The sequence below is a fragment of the Pseudomonas gessardii genome (genome assembly GCF_001983165.1).
Classification (GTDB): domain Bacteria; phylum Pseudomonadota; class Gammaproteobacteria; order Pseudomonadales; family Pseudomonadaceae; genus Aquipseudomonas; species Aquipseudomonas gessardii.
In genome coordinates this window covers 1-21,670 of sequence record NZ_MNPU01000004.1, presented here as the reverse complement: position 1 = coordinate 21,670, position 21,670 = coordinate 1, and the positions used below count along the sequence as shown (strand labels likewise).

Here is a 21,670-nt window from a genome sequence, read left to right as displayed (position 1 = left end):
TTACGCTCCCAGCAGGCTTTGCCCGCATACCCGCAGCGTCTGGCCACTGACCGCGCCCGACCCCGGCTGGCCCAGCCAGGCCACCGCTTCGGCAACATCTTGCGGCAAGCCACCCTGGCCCAACGAGCTCATGCGTCGCCCGGCTTCACGCAGGGCGAAGGGGATATGCGCCGTCATCTGGGTCTCGATAAACCCCGGGGCCACCGCGTTGATGCTGATCCCCCGTGGCGCCAGCAGCGGTGCCCAGGCCTGGGCCAGGCCGATCAGCCCGGCCTTGCTCGCGGCGTAGTTGGTTTGCCCGCGATTGCCGGCGATGCCGCTGATGGACGCGAGTACTACCACGCGGCCATTGTCGTGCAGGGTGCCGCTGTCGAGCAGGGCCTTGGTCAACACTTGCGGGGCGTTGAGGTTGACCGCCAAGACGGCGTCCCAGTATTCCGGGGGCATATTGGCCAGGGTCTTGTCGCGGGTGATACCGGCGTTGTGCACCACGATGTCGATGCCGTCCGGCAATTGCTCGATCAGTTGCGTGGCGGCGTCATCGGCGCAGATATCCAGGGCAATCCCACGCCCGCCCAGGCGTGCGGCGAGGGCGTCGAGGTCGGCCTTGGCTTGCGGCACATCCAGCAACACAATCTCGGCACCGTCGCGGGCCAGGGTTTCGGCAATCGAGGCACCGATGCCACGGGCGGCTCCGGTCACCAGGGCCTTGAGCCCGGCCAGCGGGCGCGTCCAGTCATGCACCTGGGTCGGGCAGGCGCTCAGGCGCAGCACCTGGCCAGAGATATAGGCGCTTTTGGGTGAGAGGAAAAACCGCAGCGCACCTTCCAGCTGCTCCTCGGCGCCCTCTGCGACATACAGCAACTGCAAGGTGCCGCCGTTGCGCAGCTCCTTGGCCAGCGAGCGGCTGAAGCCTTCGAGGGCCCGCTGGGCACTGGCGGCAAACGGTTCGCCGAGGCTTTCCGGGGCACGTCCGAGAATCACCAGGTGCGCGCTGTGATCGAGATTTTTCAGCAGCGGCTGGAAGAATTCGCGCAGTTGCTTGAGTTGGTCGGTGTGCTGCAAGTGGCTGGCATCGAACAGCACCGCCTTGAGCTTGGGGCCATGCCCGGGAATCCACGGCGTGGCCGGCAGCGGTTCGGGGCCGTAGCTGTAGATGGCCTCGGTGAGTTTATGGGCAAACCCCTGTACCTGGGCCGCGAGCGGGCCGCCGCCCAACAGCAGGGCGCCGTCCACCGGGCGCAGGCGTCCGGCTTGCCAGCGCTCCAGGCGTACCGGGGACGGCAGGCCAATGGCCGAGACCAGGCGGTGGCCGAGGCTTGAGTTGGCGAAGTCGATATAACGGTCAGACATGGAACGCTCTCCGGCTGCTGGGGTTCAAAGGGTGGACCATCAATAGGTGACAGTCGTTCCTAGTCTAGGCTCAGGATTGCACCTACCACCTAACCGGGAGCTTTCCATGACTCAGTTGCGCCGTGTCGCGATCATTGGCGGTAATCGTATCCCCTTCGCCCGTTCCAATGGCCCCTACGCCACCGCGAGTAACCAGGCCATGCTGACCGCAGCCCTGGAAGGCCTGATCGAGCGCTACAACCTGCACGGCCTGCGCCTGGGCGAAGTGGCCGCCGGCGCGGTGCTCAAGCACTCGCGGGATTTCAACCTGACCCGTGAATGCGTGCTGGGCTCGCGCCTGTCGCCACAAACCCCGGCCTATGACATTCAACAAGCCTGTGGCACCGGCCTGGAAGCGGCGCTGCTGGTGGCCAACAAGATTGCCCTGGGGCAAATCGAATGCGGGATTGCCGGCGGCGTCGACACCACCTCCGATGCGCCCATCGGCGTCAATGAGGGGTTGCGCAAGATCCTGCTGCAAGCCAATCGCAGCCAATCCATGGCGGATAAATTAAAAGTCCTGTTACAACTTCGTCCGCAACACCTGAAGCCGGAACTGCCACGCAATGGCGAGCCGCGCACCGGCCTGTCCATGGGCGAGCATTGCGAGCTGATGGCGCAGACCTGGCAGATCCCCCGCGCCGAGCAGGACCAACTGGCCCTGGAAAGCCACCAGAAAATGGCCGCGTCCTACGCTGAAGGCTGGCATAACGATTTGCTCACGCCGTTCCTGGGCCTGACCCGTGACAACAACCTGCGCCCGGACCTGACCCTGGAGAAACTCGCCAGCCTCAAACCGGCGTTTGAGCGCAGCGCAAAGGGCACCCTGACCGCCGGCAACTCCACGCCACTGACCGATGGCGCGTCCCTGGTGCTGTTGGGCAGCGAAGCCTGGGCCAAGGAACGTGGCTTGCCGATCCTCGCCTACCTGCGCGATGGCGAAGCGGCGGCGGTGGATTTCGTCAATGGCGCCGAGGGGCTGTTGATGGCGCCGGTGTATGCCGTGCCACGCCTGTTGGCGAGAAATGGCCTGACCTTGCAGGATTTCGACTACTACGAAATCCACGAAGCCTTCGCCGCCCAGGTGTTGTGCACGCTCAAGGCCTGGGAAGACGCCGATTACTGCAAGACCCGCCTGGGCCTGGACACGCCGTTGGGCGCCATCGACCGCAGCCGCCTGAACGTCAAGGGCAGTTCCCTGGCCGCCGGGCATCCGTTTGCCGCCACGGGCGGGCGTATCGTCGCCAACCTGGCCAAGCTGCTGGACGCGGCGGGCAAGGGCCGTGGGCTGATCTCGATCTGCGCCGCGGGCGGGCAGGGCGTGACGGCAATCATTGAGCGCTGATCTCGGCTATCATCCGAACGCCTTCAACAATGACGGCGTTGTCGGATTAATCTGGCATATTGGATGCATTCTTTAGCAGATCAAAGCTCGTTACCCTCTCCCCGCTGTGCGAGGATTGCCGTATAACGAGTGCCATACGCGTGTTTGGTAATAAAGGACCCACAATAAAAGCTGATGAAGACTCCTAAACGCATTGAACCCCTGATCGAGGACGGTCTGGTCGACGAAGTGCTGCGCCCACTCATGAGTGGTAAAGAAGCAGCTGTTTATGTGGTGCGCTGCGGCAACGAGTTACGTTGCGCCAAGGTCTACAAGGAGGCGAATAAACGAAGTTTTCGTCAGGCGGCCGAATACCAGGAAGGCCGCAAGGTCCGCAACAGCCGGCAGGCCCGGGCCATGGCCAAGGGCTCCAAGTTCGGCAAGAAAGAAACCGAGGACGCCTGGCAGAACGCCGAAGTGGCGGCCCTGTTTCGCCTGGCCGGTGCCGGTGTGCGCGTGCCCCAGCCCTACGACTTCCTTGAAGGCGTGTTGCTGATGGAACTGGTGGCCGATGAATACGGTGACGCGGCGCCACGCCTGAACGACGTGGTCCTGGAACCGGATCAGGCCCGGGAGTATCACGCCTTCCTGATCTCGCAGATCGTGCTGATGCTGTGTACCGGCCTGGTGCACGGTGACCTGTCGGAGTTCAACGTGCTGTTGACGCCGACGGGCCCCGTGATCATCGACCTGCCTCAGGCGGTGGACGCGGCGGGTAACAACCACGCATTCACCATGCTGGAGCGGGACGTGGGCAACATGGCTTCGTATTTCGGGCGCTTTGCCCCGGAATTGAAGGCCACCAAGTACGCCAAGGAAATGTGGGCGCTGTACGAAGCCGGCACCTTGCACCCGGCCAGCGTATTGACTGGCGAGTTCGACGAGCCGGAAGAATTGGCGGACGTGGGCGGCGTGATGCGTGAGATCGAAGCGGCACGCCTCGACGAAGAGCGGCGCCAGGCGATCCGTGCGGCGGATGATGCGCCACCGGGTAAACCGGCAGAAGAACCGCCGCCGCCCTGGATGCAGTGATCTCCAGATTCATGGAGATCTAAACATGTGGGAGCTAGCTGTGTAGGAGCTGGGCTTGTGTGGGAGCCGGGCTTGCCCTAATGCCAGTCAGTTAAGCGGATTCTGCTTTCTGTAGGAGCGAGCTTGCTCGCGAAGGACGTCAACGATAACGCGTGTTTGCTAGGTAAACGCGGCGCTCTCAAGTTCTTCGCGAGCAAGCTCGCTCCTACAAAAAGGCTTAACTGACTGGCATTAGGGCTTGCCCGCGATAGCATCACCTCGGTGCAACTGATATACCGAGGTGCCTGCATCGCAGGCAAGCCAGCTCCTACACAAACCCAGTTCCCACATTGGGTTTTGTGTGCAGTCAGTGGCAGCAACTGCCCGACGCCAACTCCTTGAGAATCGGACAATCGGGCCGGTGATCGCCCTGGCAGTGCTCCACCAGGTCCTGCAAGGTATCGCGCAACTGCCCCAGCTCGCGGATCTTGTGGTTCAACTCCTCGATATGCTGGCGAGCCAATGCCTTGACGTCGGCACTGGCCCGTTGCCGGTCCTGCCACAACTCCAGTAGCTTGCCGACTTCCTCCAGGGAAAACCCCAGGTCCCGCGAGCGCTTGATAAACCCTAGGGTATGCAGGTCGTCGGCGCCATACAGGCGATAGCCGCTGTCGCTGCGATGGGCCGGCTTGAGCAGGTTGATGGATTCGTAGTAGCGAATCATTTTGGCGCTCAAGCCGCTTTGCCGGGCTGCCTGGCCGATGTTCATGGGCGGTGCTCCTCCAGATCCTTGGGTTTCCAGGTTTTCAATAGCTGTGCAGGGCCGGCCACGCCCACGCGGGGCAGGGCGGCGGGGCCCCGGCGCGGATCGCCGCGCTCAAAGAGGTTGAATCCATTCATGGGGCAGTCTTCCAGGGTGAACTTACCTGTAGGATCAACCTTGACCCTGGGGGAAGGTCAAGCACCTTTACGTCTTCCAGTGATGAGCCCGGGTGGCGGGTCAGTAGCCCAGCTTCGCGGCCTTGAGGTACATGCCGTCGGCGCCTTGGGCAATGCGGAACTTGCGCACGTCGCCGGCGTTCAACTGGATGTCTTGGGCCTTGGGCGCCAACAGGCCCGGCAGGCAGCCAGGGGCCTGGCCCGGCAGCAGTTTGAGGCGCAGCGAGACCCGGCCTTCGGGGAAGTTGAACGAGGTGGCCTGTTCCTGGAACAGCCGCCCGGCCAAACGGTCATTGACGTACAGGCCAATCTCGCAGTTGGTGGGGACTTCCAGGCGCTCCCTGGAAATGATCAGCACCGCATAGTCCTCGGCCGCACTGGCCTGGGGGACGGCGGCGAACAGGCTCAACAGGCTGACAAGGCCAAAAAACGACCAGCGCATGATGAATTCTCCGGTTTCAAATCGTGGATGCTTGCAGCTTGGCCGACGCTGCCCTGGAATACCAGCCCGGCCGTTGTTTTCAATCCTTGACCTTGCCATCGTGTCAAGGAAGAAACTGAGGGCAACCTCATTCAAGGAGTCATGTCATGCAAATATTCAGCGTTGAAGGAATGACCTGCGGCCATTGCGTTCGGGCCGTAACCCAGGCGGTACAAAGCAAGGACCCGGCCGCCAGTGTCAATGTGAACCTGGGCGCCAAGGAAGTGGGCGTGGAAAGTCGTTTGTCGCCGGAAGAAGTGATCGGCCTGATCAGCGAAGAAGGCTACAGCGCCAAGCTCGCCTGATTATTTAATAGGTAGCGAGCTAACGTAATGTTCAAGGCATCCAAGCGCGGCTAGACTGTCGGGCTGCCGACTCTTCCGGATGCCTGATGAACCTTCGCATAATCCTTATTCTGGGGGCCTTGAGCGCATTTGCGCCGCTGGCCATCGACTTTTACCTACCGGGCTTCCCAGCCATGGCCGTGGCGTTCGGGACCGACGAAAAACATATCCAGTTGACCCTGGCGGTGTATTTCTCGGGCCTGGCGATCGGCCAATTGATCTATGGGCCGTTGGCGGATCGTTTTGGTCGGCGCGTCCCGCTGTTGAGCGGTGTCACCTTGTTCACTGTCGCCTCCCTGGCCTGCGCCTATGCGCCGTCCCTGGAGTGGTTGATCGGTGCGCGCTTCGTCCAGGCCCTGGGCGGGTGTGCGGGTATGGTGATTTCCCGGGCCGTGGTCAGCGACAAGTGCGACGCGGTGGGCTCGGCCAAGGTCTTTTCGCAACTGATGCTGGTGGTCGGGCTGGCGCCGATCCTGGCGCCGCTGCTGGGTGGGGTGATGGTCAGCCTGTGGGGCTGGCAGTCGATTTTCCTTGCGCTGACGGTCTTCAGCGTCGGCGCCGGTGTGGCGGTAGCGATCGGCTTGCCGGAGAGTCTCCCGGCCCATCAGCCGCGCCAGCCATTGTCTGGGGCGTTGCGCCAGTACGGGCGCCTGCTGGCCGACCGGGTGTACCTGGGGTATGCCGTGACCGGTGGCGTCGCCATTGGCGGGATGTTTGCCTACATTGCCGGTTCACCTTTCGTGTTTATCAAGCTCTACGGCGTGCCGGCCGAGCATTATGGCTGGCTGTTCGGCACCAATGCCGCAGGTTTTATCCTGGTGGCTCAGCTCAATGCGCGGCTGCTGTCCAAGCGCGGCCCGGCGTTTCTGTTGACCCGTGCGGTGTGGGTCTACCTCGCGGCGGCGCTGGCGTTGCTGGCGGTCAGTATCTTGCAGACCGAAGCCTTGTGGCCGCTGCTGGTGCCGCTGTTTATCTGTATGGCCAGCCTGGGCTGCATCATGCCCAATACCTCGGCCTGTGCCATGAATGGGCAGGGGGCGCGGGCCGGCAGCGCTTCGGCGTTGCTGGGGTGCATCCAGTTCAGCGTGGCGGCGGGGGCGGCATCGTTGGTCGGCGTGCTGCACGACGGCACGGCCATGCCGATGGCGATTGTCATCAGCGTGTGCGGGGTGTTGGCGGTCGCCGTGGCGATGTTGACCCAGCGCCTGCAACGCCAGCGAGCCTTGCAAGCGCAGGTCTGACGGCGTTTTCAGCCAGTAGCGCGCTGCTGGCCTTGGGGAAAGCGATGGGGCGCCTGGATGCGGTTTTGCAGGGTGTCGGCAAAGGCCCGGGCCTCGGCTTCACTGCGGAAGGTAATGGCGTCCTGGTCCAGGCGGACCTGCCATTGGGTGCCTTTGGATTTTGCTAACGCTTTTATCAGGATCTTCATTGCTGACTTCCTCACGTAAAAGATTGCGTGGCAAAGGCGGCCAATATAAACCCGAATACGCTTACAAATATGACAAGGATCAAGTGTCTGACTAGCGGTGCCGTCCGTTACCTACAGCAATAGCGGACGACACTGACAGAGCCCGCCTCTTAGAAGCCTTCCAGCACAATCTTGCCCTTGGCCGTGCCGCTTTCCAGCAAGGCATGGGCCCGGCGCAGGTTCGCCGCATTGATCACGCCGAAGTGTTCGCCCACCGTGGTTTTCAGGGTGCCGGCGTCGATCAGCTCGGCCACCCGATTGAGCAGGTTGTGCTGCTCGATCATGTCGGCTGTCTCGAACATCGAGCGGGTGTACATAAATTCCCAGTGCAGCGACAGGCTCTTGCGCTTGAGTTTGAGCACGTCCAGCGACTTGGGGTCATCGATCAAGGCCAGTTTGCCCTGGGGCGCGAGGGCTTCGACCAACTGGTCCAGGTGCTGGTCGGTCTGGGTCAGGCTGGCGACGTGGGTCACCTGTGGGTGGCCTACGCGCTTGAGTTCTTCGCTCAGGGGCTGGCGGTGGTCGACCACCAGATCGGCCCCCAGGTCCTTGGCCCAGGCCTGGGTTTGCGGGCGCGAGGCGCTGCCAATCACCTTGAGCGCGGTGAGTTGCGCCGCCAGTTGGGTGAGGATCGAGCCTACGCCACCGGCCGCGCCGACAATCAGCAGGCTTTGCCCTTGATCGGTCTTGCCTTGCGGCACTTGCAGGCGCTCGAACAGCAGTTCCCAGGCGGTGATGGCGGTCAGCGGCAGGGCGGCGGCTTCGGCAAAGCCCAGGCTCTTGGGCATATGGCCGACGATGCGCTCATCCACTGTGTGCAGCTCGCTGTTGCCGCCCGGGCGTACCAGGGAGCCGGCGTAGAACACCTTGTCGCCGGCCTTGAACAGCGTGACTTCGCTGCCGACGGCCTTGACCACCCCGGCCACATCCCAGCCCAGTACCTTGGCCGCGCCGTTTTCCGGGGTGACGTTCTGGCGGATCTTGGTGTCCACCGGGTTGACCGAGATGGCTTTGACTTCCACCAGCAGGTCGCGCGGGCCGGCGACCGGCTCAGGCAATTGGATATCTTGTAGGGACTTGGGGTCGTTGATCGGCAAGGCGGCGTAGTAGGCGATGGCTTTCATGGCTGGTTCCAGGCAGTGCGGAATGGGATGAGCCGATCATTGGCTATTTCTCTTGCAGATAAAAGCCGCTAAAAGAGCAGTCTCTTTCAATATATTTTTGATAATGAGCCGGGACGGTGGTCATGCTGCGTTTTGATGATTTGCAGTTGTTCGTGCGTGCGGCGGACTTGGGGAGTTTGTCGGCCGCGGCACGGGGCATGGATATGTCGGCGGCGGTGGCCAGTGCGGCGTTGAAACGCATCGAAAAACAACTGGGCGCGCGATTGCTGGCGCGTTCCACCCGTAGCCTGCGCCTGACCGCCGAGGGCGAAGGTTTCTTGCAATACGCCCGTGGCGCCTTGAGCCAACTGGATGAAGGCCGGCGCCTGCTGGCCAGTGGGCAGGATCATGTCAGCGGTGTCCTGCAGCTGTCGGCGCCTTCGGACTTCGGACGCAACCTGTTGTTGCCGTGGCTGGACGAGTTTCAGCGCGAGCACCCGCAATTGAGCGTGCGCCTGCTGTTGGGCGACCGGATCGCCGATCTGTTCCGCCAGCCGGTGGATATCGCCTTGCGCTACGGCGAACCCGAAGATTCGAGCCTGGTGGCCTTGCCGGTTGCGCCGGACAATCGCCGGGTGCTGTGCGCGGCGCCCAGCTACCTGGCCCGGCATGGCGAGCCGCGCCATCTGGAGGAACTGGCCCAGCACAACTGCCTGCTGTATATGCTCGGCAGCCGGGTGCACGATCACTGGACTTTTGAGGATGGCAAACGGGAAATCAGCCTGACGGTCAGCGGCGACCGTTTCAGTGACGATGCCGATGTGGTGCGGCGCTGGGCCGTGGCCGGGGTGGGCATTGCCTATAAGTCCTGGCTGGATGTCAGCGCCGAAGTACTGGCCGGCCGCCTGCAGTTGCTCTTGCCGGAGCTGCGTGGCGAGCGCACACCGCTCAATCTGCTGTGCGCCCATCGCGCGCAATTGAGCAAGCCGATCAACCTCCTGCGCGAAATGCTCGTGGCACGTTGTGGGAAGTTGGGCGCGCAGTTGCCTGAACGGCGGGGGACTACGCAATAACCTCGGGGAATTCAGGAAATTTCAGGCAAGTGCTGTCGCTGATTTGGCTGTAAGACGCCACGGAATCTGCTGCTTACACACTTATACTTTTGCGCGCAATGGAGCAGATCAACGATTTAACAGGGAGTGAGTACATGGAACAGGCACCTTGCATCAGCCAGATCGCCACCTTGCTGGCCGACCCTAAGCGCACCGCGATGATCTGGGCGTTGATGGACGGCTCGGCCAAACCGTCCGAGGAACTGGCCATGCTGGCTGGGTTGTCAGCGCCATCGGCCAATGCGCATTTGGCGCGGTTGGCGGCGGGTGGATTACTGCGCATTGAAGCCCGCGGGCGCAAACGCTTCTTTCGCATGGCAGCGGCCGATGTGGGCGCGGCAGTCGATGCATTGGCCAGTACCACAATGGCCAGTGTGGCGCGCAGTGCACCCTGCCGCCCGGTAGCGGCGTTGCTGGCGCCGGCGACGTTGCGTCAGGCGCGACTCTGCCATGACCATCTGGGTGGGGAAATGGCGGCGGCCCTCTATCAACGCATGGTGCTGGCGAAGTGGATCGATCACTACGAACAGCGGGTCTATGTGACGCCCCTGGGCGCACGCCATTTGGCCGGGCATGGCATTTTTACCCAGGCCCTGGCCCACCAGAGTTACTCGACGATGGCTTGCGATTGTTTTGACTGGAGCGAGCAGCAGCCGCACCTGGGGGGGGCGTTGGGGGCGGGATTGTTGCAGTTGTTCATGCAATCGCGCTGGTTGAAACCGATCAGCGAATCGAGCGCACTGCAGGTCACCGAGGCCGGGCGCCTGGAAATTGCCCGGATGGCGGCTGTGTAGGAGCCGGCTTGCCGGCTCCTACAGGGATGGTCAGGGCTTGACCAGGCGTGCATCCAGGCTGTTTTGCGCCAGGCGGCGGGCCTGGTCCTGGGTCATGCCCAGGGCGGTGTGCAGCGCGTGGAAGTTCTCGGTGACATAACCACCGAAATACGCCGGGTCATCCGAGTTCACCGTGACCTTCACCCCACGCTCAAGCATGTCGAGGATATTGTGCTGGGCCATGTCATCGAAGACGCACAGCTTGGTATTGGACAGCGGGCACACGGTCAGGGGGATCTGCTCGTCGATGATCCGCTGCATCAGGCGCTCGTCTTCGATGGCGCGCACACCATGGTCGATGCGCTGGATCTTCAGCAGGTCGAGGGCCTCCCAGATGTATTCGGGCGGGCCTTCTTCGCCGGCATGGGCGACGGTCAGGAAACCTTCGCCACGGGCGCGATCGAATACGCGCTGGAACTTGCTCGGTGGGTGGCCCATTTCCGAGCTGTCCAGGCCCACGGCGACAAACGCATCACGGAACGGTAGCGCCTGGTCGAGGGTTTTTTCGGCTTCTTCTTCGCTCAGGTGGCGTAGGAAGCTGAGGATCAGGCCGCTGGTGATACCCAGCTGCTGCTCGCCATCTTTGAGTGCGCTGGCGATGCCATTGAGCACCACTTCAAACGGGATACCACGGTCGGTGTGGGTCTGCGGGTCGAAGAAGGGTTCGGTATGGATCACGTTCTGCGCCTGGCAACGCAGCAGGTAGGCCCAGGTCAGGTCGTAGAAATCCTGGGACGTGCGCAGTACATCGGCGCCCTTGTAGTAGAGGTCGAGAAACTCCTGCAGGTTATTGAAGGCGTAGGCCTTGCGCAGGGTTTCGACGTCGTTCCACGGCAGCGCGATTTTGTTGCGTTCGGCCAGGGCGAACAGCAGCTCGGGCTCCAGCGAACCCTCCAGGTGCAGGTGCAGTTCGGCCTTGGGCAGGGCATTGAGCCAGTCGTACATGGGTGCGTTCTCATCAGGTGCAATGACGGCATTCTACAGGCCAGGGCGCAAATAATCGGTAAAACCTGACCGAGCGGAAAGCATTGTTCGTGCCTGCGGCATTGGGTGAATAAACTAAGATGTAACGAAACGTTAGCAAGATGCCGCAGTCTGTACCCCATCCATGATGGCTTCGCCGCTCGAAAGGCCTGCAATGCTCACATCCCTCAAGCAAGAAACCTTCCTGTGGCTGGCACTGATCGCAGCCATCGCCGCCTACCCGCTGGAGCACTGGCTGCTGCACAGTGGGCAGGCCACGGCACTTATCGGTGGCCTGGTGCTGATCGGCTTTATCGTCATGGCGTCGATGCGCGTGGCCCACCACGCCGAACTGCTCGCCGAAAAGGTCGGCGACCCCTACGGCACCATGATCCTGACCCTGGCGGCGGTGTTGGTGGAAGTGGTGATCCTGGCGATCATGATGGGCAACGAGGCCTCGCCGACCCTGGTGCGTGACACGATCTACTCGGCGGTGATGCTGGATATCAACGGCATCCTCGGCCTGGCCGCGCTGATGGGCGGGATCAAGCATGGGGAACAGTCCTACAATGATGATTCGGCGCGGACCTACAGCGTGATGATCCTCACCGCCATGGGCGTGTCCATGGTGGTGCCGGAATTTATCCCCGAGGCCGACTGGAAAATCTACTCGGCCTTCACCATCGGCGCGATGGTGGTGTTGTATGCCTTGTTCCTGCGCATGCAGGTGGGGCCACACAGTTACTTTTTCAGCTACAGCTACCCGGAAAAACGCCGCAAGCCGTTGCCGGCCGAACAAGCTTCGCCGGTCAGCCTGACATTCTCCATCGTCACCCTGGTATTTGGCGTGGTGGTGATTGGCGCATTGGCCGAAGTGATGTCCAAGACCCTGGACCTGGGCCTGGAAGGCACGGGCGCGCCGCCGGTGATCACGGCGATCCTGGTGGCGGCGATTTCCGCCGCCCCCGAGATTCTGACCGCCTTGCGCGCGGCGCTGGCCAACCGTATGCAGTCGGTGGTCAACATCGCGCTGGGGGCTTCGTTGTCGACGGTGATCCTGACGGTGCCGGTGATGGAAGCCATGGCGCTGTACACCGGCCAGCCGTTTCAGATGGCGATGACCCCGGTACAAACGGTGATGGTGTTTATCACGCTGATTGTCAGCGCGATCAACCTCAACGATGGCGAAACCAACGCCATCGAAGGGATGACCCATTTTGTACTGTTTGCGACCTTTATCATGCTGTCGCTGTTGGGCGTGTAGCTAGCCGGCGATCAACTGCCGCGCCGCCTGGCTGTGGTCGGCGATCAGGCCCTTGAGGTCCATGCCCTCGATTTGCCCGTCGATCACCCGCCACTTGCCGCCTATCATCACCCGGTCCGCGCGGTCGGCGCCGCACAACAGCAGCGCCGAAATCGGATCGTGGCTGCCGGAGAAGCGCAGCTCATCGAGCTTGAACAACGCCAGGTCAGCTTGTTTGCCCACGGCCAACTCGCCGATGTCGCTACGGCCGAGCAGTTGCGCAGAGCCTTTGGTCGCCCAGCCCAGCACGCCTTCAGGGGTGATTTTTTCCGCCCCGTAGCGCAGGCGCTGGATGTACAGGGCCTGGCGGGCTTCCAGGATCATATTGGAGGCATCGTTGGAGGCCGAACCGTCCACGCCCAGGCCAATCGGCGCGCCGGCGGCGATCAGGTCCAGGGTCGGGCAGATGCCGGAGGCCAGGCGCATGTTGGAGCTTGGGCAATGGCAGATACCGGTGCCGGCCGCGCCCAGACGGGCGATCTCATCGGGGTTGAAGTGGATGCCGTGGGCCAGCCAGGTGCGGGGGCCGAGCCAGCCGACGCTGTCGAGGTAGTCCACGGTACGCAGGCCGAAGCGTTGCAGGCAGAAGTCTTCTTCATCGAGGGTTTCGGCCAGGTGGGTGTGCAGGCGCACGTCGAGCTGGTTGGCCAGTTCGGCGCTGGCGCTCATGATTTGGGGGGTGACCGAAAACGGCGAGCAGGGCGCCAGGGCAATCTGGATTTGCGCGCCGTCGCCGCGCTCGTGGTAGCGCTTGATCAGGCGCTGGCTGTCTTCAAGGATCACTTCGCCCTGTTGCACCGTTTGTTGCGGTGGCAGGCCGCCGTCGGCTTCGCCCAGGCTCATCGAACCGCGGGTGAGCATGGCGCGCATGCCCAGCTCGCGCACGCTGTCGACTTGCACGTCGATCGCCTGTTCCAGGCCATCGGGAAACAGGTAGTGGTGGTCGGCTGCGGTGGTGCAGCCCGAGAGCAGCAGCTCGGCAAGCGCGACTTTGCTGGCCAGGGCCAGTTTTTCCGGGGTCAGGCGCGCCCACACCGGGTACAGGGTTTTCAGCCAGGGGAACAACGGCTGGTTGACCACCGGCGCCCAGGCGCGGGTCAGGGTTTGGTAGAAGTGATGGTGGGTGTTGATCAGGCCGGGCAGGATCACATGTTCGCGGGCGTCGAAGGTGTGTTCGCAGGCCAAGCTCGGTTGTTGGCCGAGGGCGAGCACTTCGACGATCACGCCGTCTTGCAGCACCAGGCCGCCACGGGCATCGAGGGCATTGGCGGTGAAAATCGCGAGAGGGTTTTTTAACCAGATACGGGTCGCAGGCATTGGCCGGCTCCTCTGAATGATGGGTTCAGGTTTGCCAGCTCAGTGTTGCCCTGTCTGCTGATCCAGGGTCGCCGGTAAGAGCGAGGAGGGAAGTCTACGTGGAGTGGGCGGTGGGGTCTATCCACCGCTTATCTGCCACCGGCTTACCAGGGAATGGTCTGGCCCTTGTAGTTGACGAAGTGATGGCCGCCCTTGCCGGTGTAGGCGTTCACTTGCGCGATCAGGCCGCGCACGCTGGTCTCCACATCCAGGTCGGCCCCTTCGCCGCCCATATCGGTCTTGACCCAGCCCGGATGCAGCGACAACACCGTCAGTTTCTGCTCGCCCAGTTGCGTCACGAAGCTGTTGGTCATGGAGTTCAGCGCGGCCTTGCTGGCCTTGTACAGCGCAAGTTCTGGCGCATCGGGCATGGTCACGCTGCCCAGCACCGAGCTCATGAACGCCAGCACGCCACTGCCCTGGCGGATCTGCGGGGCAAAGCGCTGGGCCAGGTTGATCGGCGCTACGGCATTGGTGAAAAACAGCTGGCCGACTTCGGCCAGGGTGGCATGGCCCGGGGCCTGGTTGGCTGGGCCCTTGACGCCGGCGTTGACGAACAGCAGGTCGAAGGTCTGGGTTTTCAGGCGCTGGTTCAAGGCGATGACGGCCTGTTGGTCGTCCATATCCAGTTGCTCGATCTGGACCGGGCCCAGGGCTTGGAGGGCGTCGGCTTTTTGCGGGTTGCGCACGGTGGCGGTGACTTGCCAGCCGTCAGCCAGCAACTGCTTGACCAGACCAAGGCCCAGCCCGCGTGAGGCGCCGATGATCAATGCGGTTTTTGGCGTAGACATAAGGGCTTCCTTTGGCGTCGAGGTTCAGTGAACAACCTTATCAGGTTCAGCGTTGTAGCAGGATTCGTCCGCGGCTCAGGTCGGCTAACTGCGTTTGCAGGGTGTCGATATGGGCCTTGCCGAGTGCCAGTTGCAACTCCACGCCATTGGCGGTGAAGGTTTCTTCCAGCACCAGGCCGCCCAGTTCGGCGACACGCAGCTTGACCAGGGGCAGCTCGGCGAAGCCACAGGCGCAGCTCAAGGGCACACGGCTGATCAGTTCGACCCGCTCGGCATTTTGCAGGCATTTATTCGCGCCACCGCCATACGCCCGGGCCAGGCCACCGGTGCCCAGTTGGATACCGCCATACCAGCGGACCACCAGCACCACGACCTGATCGAAGCCCTGGGCCTCGATGGCGGCCAGGATCGGCCGCCCGGCCGTGCCACCGGGTTCGCCGTCGTCGTTGCTGCGGTATTGCCCGCCGAGTTTCCAGGCCCAGCAGTTGTGCGTGGCGTTGAGGTCGCTGTGCTGCTCGATAAACCCCTGGGCGTCTTGCGGGCTGGTAATCGGCGCGGCGTAGGTGATGAAGCGGCTTTTGCGGATTTCTTCGCGAAATTCGCAAAAGCCCGTAAGGGTGAAAGGCATCGGGTCGCTTCGTTCAGAGGGCCGGCTTGATGCCACAGCCTTTGAGAATAATGTGGATAAGGTTGTTGCCGGCGTCTTCCATGTCCTGTTTGGTCAGCTTGGTGCGACCGGTCACGCGGCAGATCTGGGTGGCAAAGTCAGCGTAATGCTGGGTGCTGCCCCACAGCAGGAAGATCAAGTGTACCGGATCGACGGGGTCCATCTTGCCGCTATCGATCCAGGCCTGGAATACCGCGGCCCGGCCGCTGAACCAGGTGCGGTAGTCCTGGCTGAAATATTCGCTAAGGCATTCGCCGCCGCTGATGATCTCCATGGCAAAGATCCGCGAGGCCTGCGGCTGGCGTCGCGAGTATTCCATCTTGGTGCGGATATAGCGGGTCAGTGCCTCGGCGGGATCATCCTCGGCGGTCAGGGTGTTGAAGGTGCTGTCCCACAGTTCGAGGATATTGCTCAGTACCGCGATATACAGCCCCAGCTTATTGGTGAAGTAATAATGCAGGTTGGCCTTCGGCAGCCCGGCGCTCGCGGCGATGGTGTTCATGCTGGTGCCTTTGTAGCCATGCCGGGCGAATTCGTCTTCAGCGGCCTGGATGATCGCTTGTTCGTTCTTTTGTCGAATGCGGCTGGCGGGTTTTCCAGCGTGGCTGTTGTGGGCAGGAACTTCGAGGCTCATGGAGGTTTCCGTGCAGATCGATGAATGCGATTGCTGCACAGATAACCCACCCTCAAGCCCCAGACAAGTCCCGATACGATAAAAGCGTCAAAGCGGTTCCAGCGTGTCGCTTTCCAGGGCTGGATTTGCGGCAGGCGTTACTGCCTTGGATTCCGGCAGGATTAGGCACAACACAATCGCCGTCAGGCCTCCGCTGGTGATAGCCGAATCGAACAGGTTTTGCACCAGGGTTGGCATCAGGTGCAACAGGTTCGGTTGCGCGGCGATGCCCAGGCCAACCCCAAACGAGGTGGCGATGATCAGCATGCTGCGTCGGTCCAGCGGGGCCTGCGCCAGGATGCGCACGCCGGCGGCGGCGACACTGCCGAACATCACCAGGGTCGCGCCGCCAAGCACTGGCTTGGGGATCTGCTGCAATACCGCGCCAAGCAGTGGAAACAACCCGAGGCCAAACAGCACCACGCCGATGTACAGGCCCACATGGCGGCTGGCGACGCCGGTCAACTGGATCACGCCGTTGTTCTGGGCAAAGGTGGTGTTGGGGAAGGCACTGAAGGTGGCGGCGATCATGCAACTGACGCCATCCCCGAGCACGCCGCCCTTGAGCCGGCTTATATAAGAAGGGCCGTTGATGGGCTGGCGGGCGATCATGCAGTTGGCGGTGAGGTCGCCCACGGTTTCGATGCTGCTGATCAGATAAATCAGCGCCACCGGCAGGAAAGCGCTCCAGTCGAAGTTGAAGCCAAAATGGAACGGCGTCGGTAGGCTGATCAAGGGCAGGTCGGGCAAGGGCTGGGGCACCAGCTTGCCGCTGAACCAGGCGGCGACGCTGCCCAGCAGCAGGCCGATGATGATCGCGCTCAGGCGTACCCACGGCGTGTTCGAGCGGTTGAGCAGGATAATCGTCAGCACCACGAACAGGCCCAGGGCCAGGTTGGTCGGTGCGCCAAAGTCCGGCGCATTGAAGCCACCGCCCAGGTCGGTGATGCCCACCTTGATCAGGCTGATGCCAATCAGGGTAATCACAATCCCGGTTACCAGCGGCGTGATGACCCGGCGCAACTGGCCGATAAAACGGCTCAACACGATCTGCACCAGCGCGCCGAAAAAGCACACGCCAAAGATCATCGCCAGGATATCTTCCGGGCTGCCGCCGCGCTGCTTGACCAGGAAACCCGCCGACAACACCGCGCCGAGAAAGGCAAAGCTGGTGCCTTGCAGGCAGATCATCCCTGCGCCAATTCCAAATGGTCTACGGGCCTGGATGAAGGTGCCGACACCGGAAACCATCAACGCCATGCTGATCAGGTAGGGCAGGTGGGCGGCCAGGCCAAGGGTCGAGCCAATGATCAACGGTGGGGTAATGATGCCGACGAAGCTGGCGAGCACATGTTGCAGGGCCGCGAGCAACGCGGGCAATGGTTTGGGGCGGTCGTTGAGGCCGTAGATCAGGTCGCTGGCACTGGAGGATTCTGGTGGCATGGCATGGGGACTCAGGGCTGACGGTTCATGGTCCCTGTGCCTTGCAAAAAGCTGTCCAGTTGCTCAGGTTTTTTGTGGGCCCCGTATCAACGGGTCGCGGCCAGGCTTTCGAGAAAGCTTTCCAGCACCAAATGGGGGCGACGGCCCTTGCGGGTGACCGAAGCCAGGCTTAAATCGTAAAAGCGTGTAGGCGGTTTCAGCGCGCGCAGTCGGCCTTGTTGCACCCACAGGCTGGCGTAGTGGTCGGGCAGGTAGCCGATATAGCGCCCGGTGAGGATCAGGAAGGCCATGCCTTCGCGGTCGGAAGCGCTGGCGGTGCAGTTGAGCGCTTGATAGTGGGCTTGGATATCGGCGGGCAGGCGGAAAGTCGGTGCGATGGCGTCCTGGCTATTGATGCGTTGGTCGTCCAGTTGCCTGTCGTCGGCGTAGAACAACGGATGGCCCACCGCGCAGTAGAGCAGCGAGCGTTCGCTGTACAGGGGTTGGTATTCCAGGCCCGACAGCGCGCTGGCCTGGGGCACCACGCCGACATGCAGGCGCCCGTCGAGCACGCCTTGCTCCACTTCGTTGGGGGCGATCATGCGGATCTGGATCTGCACGTCGGGGCCACGTTCTTTCAACTGCGCCAGGGCATGGGTGATGCGCATATGGGGCAGGGTCACCAGGTTATCGGTCAGGCCGATGGTCAGTTCGCCACGTAGGTGTTGGTGCAGGCCGTTGACCTCGGTGCGGAAGCTTTCCAGGGCACTTAATAGTTGCAGTGCCGATTGGTAGACCTCGCGGCCTTCCTCCGTCAGGGAGAAGCCGGCGCGCCCGCGTTGGCACAGGCGCAGGCCCAGGCGTTGTTCGAGGTCGCTCATCTGCTGGCTGATGGCGGAGCGGCCGATGCCTAGCACGGTTTCCGCCGCCGAGAAGCCTCCGCACTCCACCACACTGCGGAAGATGCGCAACAGGCGGATATCGAAGTCGCTGACTTGGGCCAGTGGGTCGGGTCGGCGGCTGCTCATAGTTTAGTAAAGACCTGACTGAAGGTTAGAAGAGTTGGATTTCCCAGACTTTATCCCCGTGGCAATTTAGCTGCAACAACGCTTTCAATCCCGACGCTGCCTTTTGCCTTGCGAGGTTTTGCTGATGAACATGCCCGAAAACGCCCCATCCACCCTGGCCAGCCAATTGAAGCTGGATGCCCACTGGATGCCTTACACCGCCAACCGTAACTTCCAGCGCGACCCGCGCCTGATCGTGGGGGCCGAAGGCAGTTGGTTGATCGATGACAAGGGGCGCCGGGTCTATGACTCATTGTCAGGCCTGTGGACCTGCGGCGCAGGGCACACGCGCAAGGAAATCCAGGAAGCGGTCGCCAAGCAGTTGGGCACCCTGGACTACTCGCCGGGCTTCCAATACGGTCATCCGTTGTCCTTCCAGTTGGCAGAAAAGATTACCGACCTGACTCCAGGCAATCTGAATCATGTGTTCTTCACCGACTCCGGCTCCGAGTGCGCCGATACGGCGGTGAAGATGGTGCGTGCGTACTGGCGCTTAAAGGGCCAGGCGACCAAGACCAAGATGATCGGCCGCGCCCGTGGTTATCACGGGGTGAACATCGCCGGGACCAGCCTGGGCGGCGTCAACGGCAACCGTAAGATTTTTGGCCAGGCGATGATGGATGTCGACCACCTGCCCCATACCCTGCTGGCGAGCAATGCCTTCTCCCGCGGTATTCCTGAGCAGGGCGGTATTGCCCTGGCGGACGAGTTGCTCAAGCTGATCGAGTTGCATGATGCGTCGAACATCGCGGCGGTGTTTGTCGAGCCGCTGGCAGGTTCCGCTGGCGTACTCGTGCCGCCCCAGGGTTACCTCAAGCGCCTGCGTGAAATTTGTGACCAGCACAATATCCTGCTGGTGTTCGACGAAGTGATCACCGGCTTTGGCCGGACCGGTTCGATGTTCGGTGCGGACAGCTTCGGCGTGACCCCAGACCTGATGTGCATTGCCAAGCAAGTCACCAACGGCGCGATCCCGATGGGTGCGGTGATTGCCAGCAGCGAGATCTATCAGACGTTCATGAACCAGGCGACGCCCGAGTACGCGGTGGAATTCCCACACGGCTACACCTACTCGGCACACCCTGTGGCCTGTGCGGCGGGGCTGGCGGCATTGGATCTGTTGCAGAAGGAAAACCTGGTGCAGAGCGTGGCCGAAGTCGCGCCGCACTTTGAGAGTGCGCTGCATGGCCTCAAGGGCAGCAAGAACGTGATCGACATCCGTAACTACGGCCTGGCCGGTGCGATCCAGATCGCGCCGCGTGATGGGGATGCCATTGTGCGTCCATTCGAGGCGGGCATGGCGCTGTGGAAGGCTGGGTTCTATGTACGCTTTGGCGGCGACACCCTGCAGTTCGGCCCAACCTTCAACAGCAAGCCGCAGGACCTGGATCGCTTGTTCGATGCAGTCGGCGAAGTGCTGAACAAGATCGACTGATTTCTCCTTCTATATAGAACAACAGCCTGGCGCGACGCGTGTCGCGCCTGTGGACAACTTTTCAGGAGCCTTGCATGAGCCTTATCCAGCATTTGATCAATGGCGAAATGGTCAACGACAGCGGGCGTAGTGCCGACGTTTACAACCCGTCCACCGGCCAGGTGATTCACCAGGTGCCATTGGCCAGCCGCGAAACCATCCAACGGGCCATCGACTCGGCCAAGGCGGCATTCCCGGCCTGGCGCAATACGCCACCGGCCAAGCGTGCCCAGGTGATGTTTCGTTTCAAGCAATTGCTGGAGCAGAACGAAGCCCGCATCTCGCAATTGATCAGCGAGGAGCATGGCAAGACGCTGGAAGATGCTGCCGGTGAGCTCAAGCGCGGGATCGAGAACGTCGAGTACGCGTGTTCGGCCCCGGAAATCCTCAAGGGCGAGTACAGCCGTAACGTTGGCCCGAACATCGATGCCTGGTCCGACTTCCAGCCGCTGGGCGTGGTGGCGGGCATCACCCCGTTCAACTTCCCGGCCATGGTGCCGCTGTGGATGTATCCACTGGCCATCGTCTGCGGTAACTGTTTCATCCTTAAGCCATCGGAACGCGATCCAAGCTCGACCCTGCTGATTGCCCAACTGCTGCAGGACGCGGGTTTGCCCAAAGGTGTGTTGAGCGTGGTGCATGGTGACAAGGGCGCGGTGGATGCGCTGATCGAGGCGCCTGAGGTCAAGGCCTTGAGTTTTGTGGGATCGACGCCGATTGCCGAGTACATCTATTCCGAAGCCACCAAGCGCGGCAAGCGTGTACAGGCGCTGGGCGGGGCCAAGAACCATGCGGTGCTGATGCCGGATGCGGACCTGGATAACGCCGTCAGTGCTTTGATGGGCGCAGCCTACGGGTCCTGCGGCGAGCGTTGCATGGCGATCTCGGTGGCAGTGTGTGTGGGCGACCAGGTGGCGGATGCATTGATTGCCAAGCTGGTGCCGCAGATCAAGGCGCTGAAGATTGGCGCGGGGACTTCTTGTGGCCTGGACATGGGGCCGCTGGTTTCTGCGCAGGCGCGGGACAAGGTCAGTGGCTATATAGAAGACGGTGTGTCTTCGGGTGCTGAGTTGGTGGTCGATGGCCGTGGCCTGAGCGTTAGTGGGCATGAGGACGGTTTCTTCCTCGGGGGCTGCCTGTTTGATCGTGTGACGCCGCAGATGCGTATCTATAAAGAAGAAATCTTTGGCCCAGTGCTGTGCATCGTCCGGGTGAACAGCCTGGAAGCGGCGATGCAACTGATCAATGATCACGAATATGGCAACGGCACCTGCATTTTTACCCGTGACGGTGAAGCGGCACGCCTGTTCTGTGACGAGATTGAAGTGGGCATGGTGGGCGTTAACGTGCCATTGCCGGTGCCGGTGGCTTATCACAGCTTTGGCGGCTGGAAGCGCTCGCTGTTTGGCGACTTGCATGCCTATGGGCCGGATGGGGTGCGTTTCTATACTCGTCGCAAGGCGATCACCCAGCGCTGGCCGCAGCGTGCCAGCCATGAAGCCTCGCAGTTCGCGTTCCCTAGTTTGTAAGGTTGCATGAATAGAAAGCCGGCCCCTGGGGGCCGGCTTTCGCGTTTTCGGGGCTTTTTTGACCGATATGACAGATTTGTGAAAATAGGGGTTGACGGCAGATTCTGGAAGTCTATAATTCGCCCCACTTCCGGCGCAGTCGAAACGGAAAACTCCTTGGTAAACAAAGAGTTATGCAGAATTCGACAGCGAGTTGCTTCAGTCCATCGAAGCCCAGAAGGAGTTAGTAGAGCAATGTTGTTTGGCTCTATTAACGTTTCGATCCTCTCGGTCGAAAGCGGAGAAAAAGAGGTGTTGACAGCAGCGTGTAACGCTGTAGAATTCGCCTCCCGCTAACGAGAGATCGGAGGCGCAAGTG

22 protein-coding genes are annotated in these 21,670 nt (G+C 61.9%); 9 read left to right on the top strand and 13 right to left on the bottom strand.

Annotated elements, in window-relative coordinates; all coding sequences use genetic code 11:
- On the bottom strand, nucleotides 1–1,353 hold the full coding sequence (locus BLL38_RS04520) for a 3-oxoacyl-ACP reductase (RefSeq protein ID WP_076961464.1): 1,353 nt from the start codon (nucleotides 1,351–1,353) through the stop codon (nucleotides 1–3).
- A 106-nt stretch (nucleotides 1,354–1,459) separates the two neighbouring features.
- On the opposite strand from BLL38_RS04520, the gene BLL38_RS04515 reads away from it, so the two are divergent.
- Both BLL38_RS04515 and BLL38_RS04510 read left to right on the top strand, forming a co-directional pair.
- Nucleotides 1,460–2,737, top strand: coding sequence for an acetyl-CoA C-acetyltransferase (locus BLL38_RS04515; RefSeq protein ID WP_076961463.1), 1,278 nt, complete (start codon nucleotides 1,460–1,462; stop codon nucleotides 2,735–2,737).
- Nucleotides 2,738–2,911: 174 nt separating this feature from the next.
- Nucleotides 2,912–3,808, top strand: coding sequence for a PA4780 family RIO1-like protein kinase (locus BLL38_RS04510; RefSeq protein ID WP_076961462.1), 897 nt, complete (start codon nucleotides 2,912–2,914; stop codon nucleotides 3,806–3,808).
- Nucleotides 3,809–4,154: 346 nt separating this feature from the next.
- Here the strand turns inward: BLL38_RS04510 and cueR are convergent, their stop codons facing one another.
- The 3 genes from cueR to BLL38_RS04500 form a co-directional block, all read right to left on the bottom strand.
- Nucleotides 4,155–4,556 (bottom strand): Cu(I)-responsive transcriptional regulator, encoded by a 402-nt coding sequence (gene cueR / locus BLL38_RS04505; protein ID WP_076961461.1) that lies wholly within the window; start codon nucleotides 4,554–4,556, stop codon nucleotides 4,155–4,157.
- Entirely contained in the window at nucleotides 4,553–4,687 is a 135-nt protein-coding gene (locus tag BLL38_RS31645) for a hypothetical protein (RefSeq protein WP_262387733.1), read from the bottom strand. Before BLL38_RS31645 ends, cueR begins: the two co-directional genes overlap by 4 nt.
- 100 nt (nucleotides 4,688–4,787) lie before the next feature.
- Nucleotides 4,788–5,168 (bottom strand): hypothetical protein, encoded by a 381-nt coding sequence (locus BLL38_RS04500; RefSeq protein ID WP_076961460.1) that lies wholly within the window; start codon nucleotides 5,166–5,168, stop codon nucleotides 4,788–4,790.
- Between the two features lie 146 nt (nucleotides 5,169–5,314).
- Here BLL38_RS04500 and BLL38_RS04495 point away from each other — a divergent pair, with 146 nt between their 5' ends.
- Together BLL38_RS04495 and BLL38_RS04490 are read left to right on the top strand one after the other, a co-directional pair.
- Nucleotides 5,315–5,512, top strand: a complete 198-nt coding sequence (locus BLL38_RS04495) for a heavy-metal-associated domain-containing protein (RefSeq protein ID WP_076961459.1) — start codon at nucleotides 5,315–5,317, stop codon at nucleotides 5,510–5,512.
- An 86-nt stretch (nucleotides 5,513–5,598) separates the two neighbouring features.
- Nucleotides 5,599–6,792, top strand: a complete 1,194-nt coding sequence (locus tag BLL38_RS04490; protein WP_076961458.1) for a multidrug effflux MFS transporter — start codon at nucleotides 5,599–5,601, stop codon at nucleotides 6,790–6,792.
- Nucleotides 6,793–6,800: 8 nt separating this feature from the next.
- On the opposite strand, the gene BLL38_RS04485 is transcribed toward BLL38_RS04490, so the two are convergent.
- Together BLL38_RS04485 and BLL38_RS04480 are read right to left on the bottom strand one after the other, a co-directional pair.
- Nucleotides 6,801–6,980 carry a hypothetical protein gene (locus BLL38_RS04485; protein WP_076961457.1) on the bottom strand — a complete coding sequence of 60 codons (180 nt, stop codon included), beginning with the start codon at nucleotides 6,978–6,980 and terminating at the stop codon, nucleotides 6,801–6,803.
- A gap of 149 nt (nucleotides 6,981–7,129) precedes the next feature.
- Complete coding sequence (locus BLL38_RS04480; RefSeq protein ID WP_076961456.1) at nucleotides 7,130–8,143, bottom strand: zinc-binding alcohol dehydrogenase family protein; 1,014 nt, start codon at nucleotides 8,141–8,143, stop codon at nucleotides 7,130–7,132.
- A 122-nt stretch (nucleotides 8,144–8,265) separates the two neighbouring features.
- On the opposite strand from BLL38_RS04480, the gene BLL38_RS04475 reads away from it, so the two are divergent.
- Together BLL38_RS04475 and BLL38_RS04470 are read left to right on the top strand one after the other, a co-directional pair.
- Complete coding sequence (locus BLL38_RS04475) at nucleotides 8,266–9,195, top strand: LysR family transcriptional regulator (RefSeq protein WP_076961455.1); 930 nt, start codon at nucleotides 8,266–8,268, stop codon at nucleotides 9,193–9,195.
- Between the two features lie 134 nt (nucleotides 9,196–9,329).
- Nucleotides 9,330–10,028: an ArsR/SmtB family transcription factor gene (locus BLL38_RS04470; RefSeq protein ID WP_076961454.1), complete on the top strand. Its 699-nt coding sequence runs from the start codon at nucleotides 9,330–9,332 to the stop codon at nucleotides 10,026–10,028.
- Nucleotides 10,029–10,058: 30 nt separating this feature from the next.
- Here BLL38_RS04470 and BLL38_RS04465 read toward each other — a convergent pair whose 3' ends face one another.
- The gene (locus BLL38_RS04465; RefSeq protein WP_076961453.1) at nucleotides 10,059–11,012 is read right to left on the bottom strand and encodes an adenosine deaminase; all 954 of its coding nucleotides are present in this window, start codon (nucleotides 11,010–11,012) and stop codon (nucleotides 10,059–10,061) included.
- A 193-nt stretch (nucleotides 11,013–11,205) separates the two neighbouring features.
- On the opposite strand from BLL38_RS04465, the gene BLL38_RS04460 reads away from it, so the two are divergent.
- The gene (locus tag BLL38_RS04460) at nucleotides 11,206–12,294 is read left to right on the top strand and encodes a calcium:cation antiporter (protein ID WP_076961452.1); all 1,089 of its coding nucleotides are present in this window, start codon (nucleotides 11,206–11,208) and stop codon (nucleotides 12,292–12,294) included.
- Here the strand turns inward: BLL38_RS04460 and BLL38_RS04455 are convergent, their stop codons facing one another.
- From BLL38_RS04455 to BLL38_RS04430, 6 genes are all read right to left on the bottom strand, one after another.
- Nucleotides 12,295–13,650 (bottom strand): 8-oxoguanine deaminase, encoded by a 1,356-nt coding sequence (locus BLL38_RS04455; protein WP_076961451.1) that lies wholly within the window; start codon nucleotides 13,648–13,650, stop codon nucleotides 12,295–12,297.
- Between the two features lie 143 nt (nucleotides 13,651–13,793).
- On the bottom strand, nucleotides 13,794–14,480 hold the full coding sequence (locus tag BLL38_RS04450; protein ID WP_076961450.1) for an SDR family oxidoreductase: 687 nt from the start codon (nucleotides 14,478–14,480) through the stop codon (nucleotides 13,794–13,796).
- Between the two features lie 46 nt (nucleotides 14,481–14,526).
- Nucleotides 14,527–15,108 (bottom strand): IMPACT family protein, encoded by a 582-nt coding sequence (locus BLL38_RS04445; protein ID WP_076961449.1) that lies wholly within the window; start codon nucleotides 15,106–15,108, stop codon nucleotides 14,527–14,529.
- Between the two features lie 13 nt (nucleotides 15,109–15,121).
- Nucleotides 15,122–15,781, bottom strand: a complete 660-nt coding sequence (locus BLL38_RS04440; RefSeq protein ID WP_076961448.1) for a TetR/AcrR family transcriptional regulator — start codon at nucleotides 15,779–15,781, stop codon at nucleotides 15,122–15,124.
- 87 nt (nucleotides 15,782–15,868) lie between these two features.
- On the bottom strand, nucleotides 15,869–17,263 hold the full coding sequence (locus BLL38_RS04435) for a uracil-xanthine permease family protein (protein ID WP_076961447.1): 1,395 nt from the start codon (nucleotides 17,261–17,263) through the stop codon (nucleotides 15,869–15,871).
- Nucleotides 17,264–17,349: 86 nt separating this feature from the next.
- On the bottom strand, nucleotides 17,350–18,270 hold the full coding sequence (locus tag BLL38_RS04430; protein ID WP_076961446.1) for a LysR family transcriptional regulator: 921 nt from the start codon (nucleotides 18,268–18,270) through the stop codon (nucleotides 17,350–17,352).
- 124 nt (nucleotides 18,271–18,394) lie between these two features.
- Between BLL38_RS04430 and aptA the strand changes: the two genes are divergently transcribed.
- The gene (gene aptA / locus BLL38_RS04425; RefSeq protein ID WP_076961445.1) at nucleotides 18,395–19,744 is read left to right on the top strand and encodes an omega-aminotransferase AptA; all 1,350 of its coding nucleotides are present in this window, start codon (nucleotides 18,395–18,397) and stop codon (nucleotides 19,742–19,744) included.
- Nucleotides 19,745–19,818: 74 nt separating this feature from the next.
- Complete coding sequence (locus BLL38_RS04420; RefSeq protein WP_076961444.1) at nucleotides 19,819–21,312, top strand: CoA-acylating methylmalonate-semialdehyde dehydrogenase; 1,494 nt, start codon at nucleotides 19,819–19,821, stop codon at nucleotides 21,310–21,312.
- Nucleotides 21,313–21,670 lie beyond the last annotated feature (358 nt).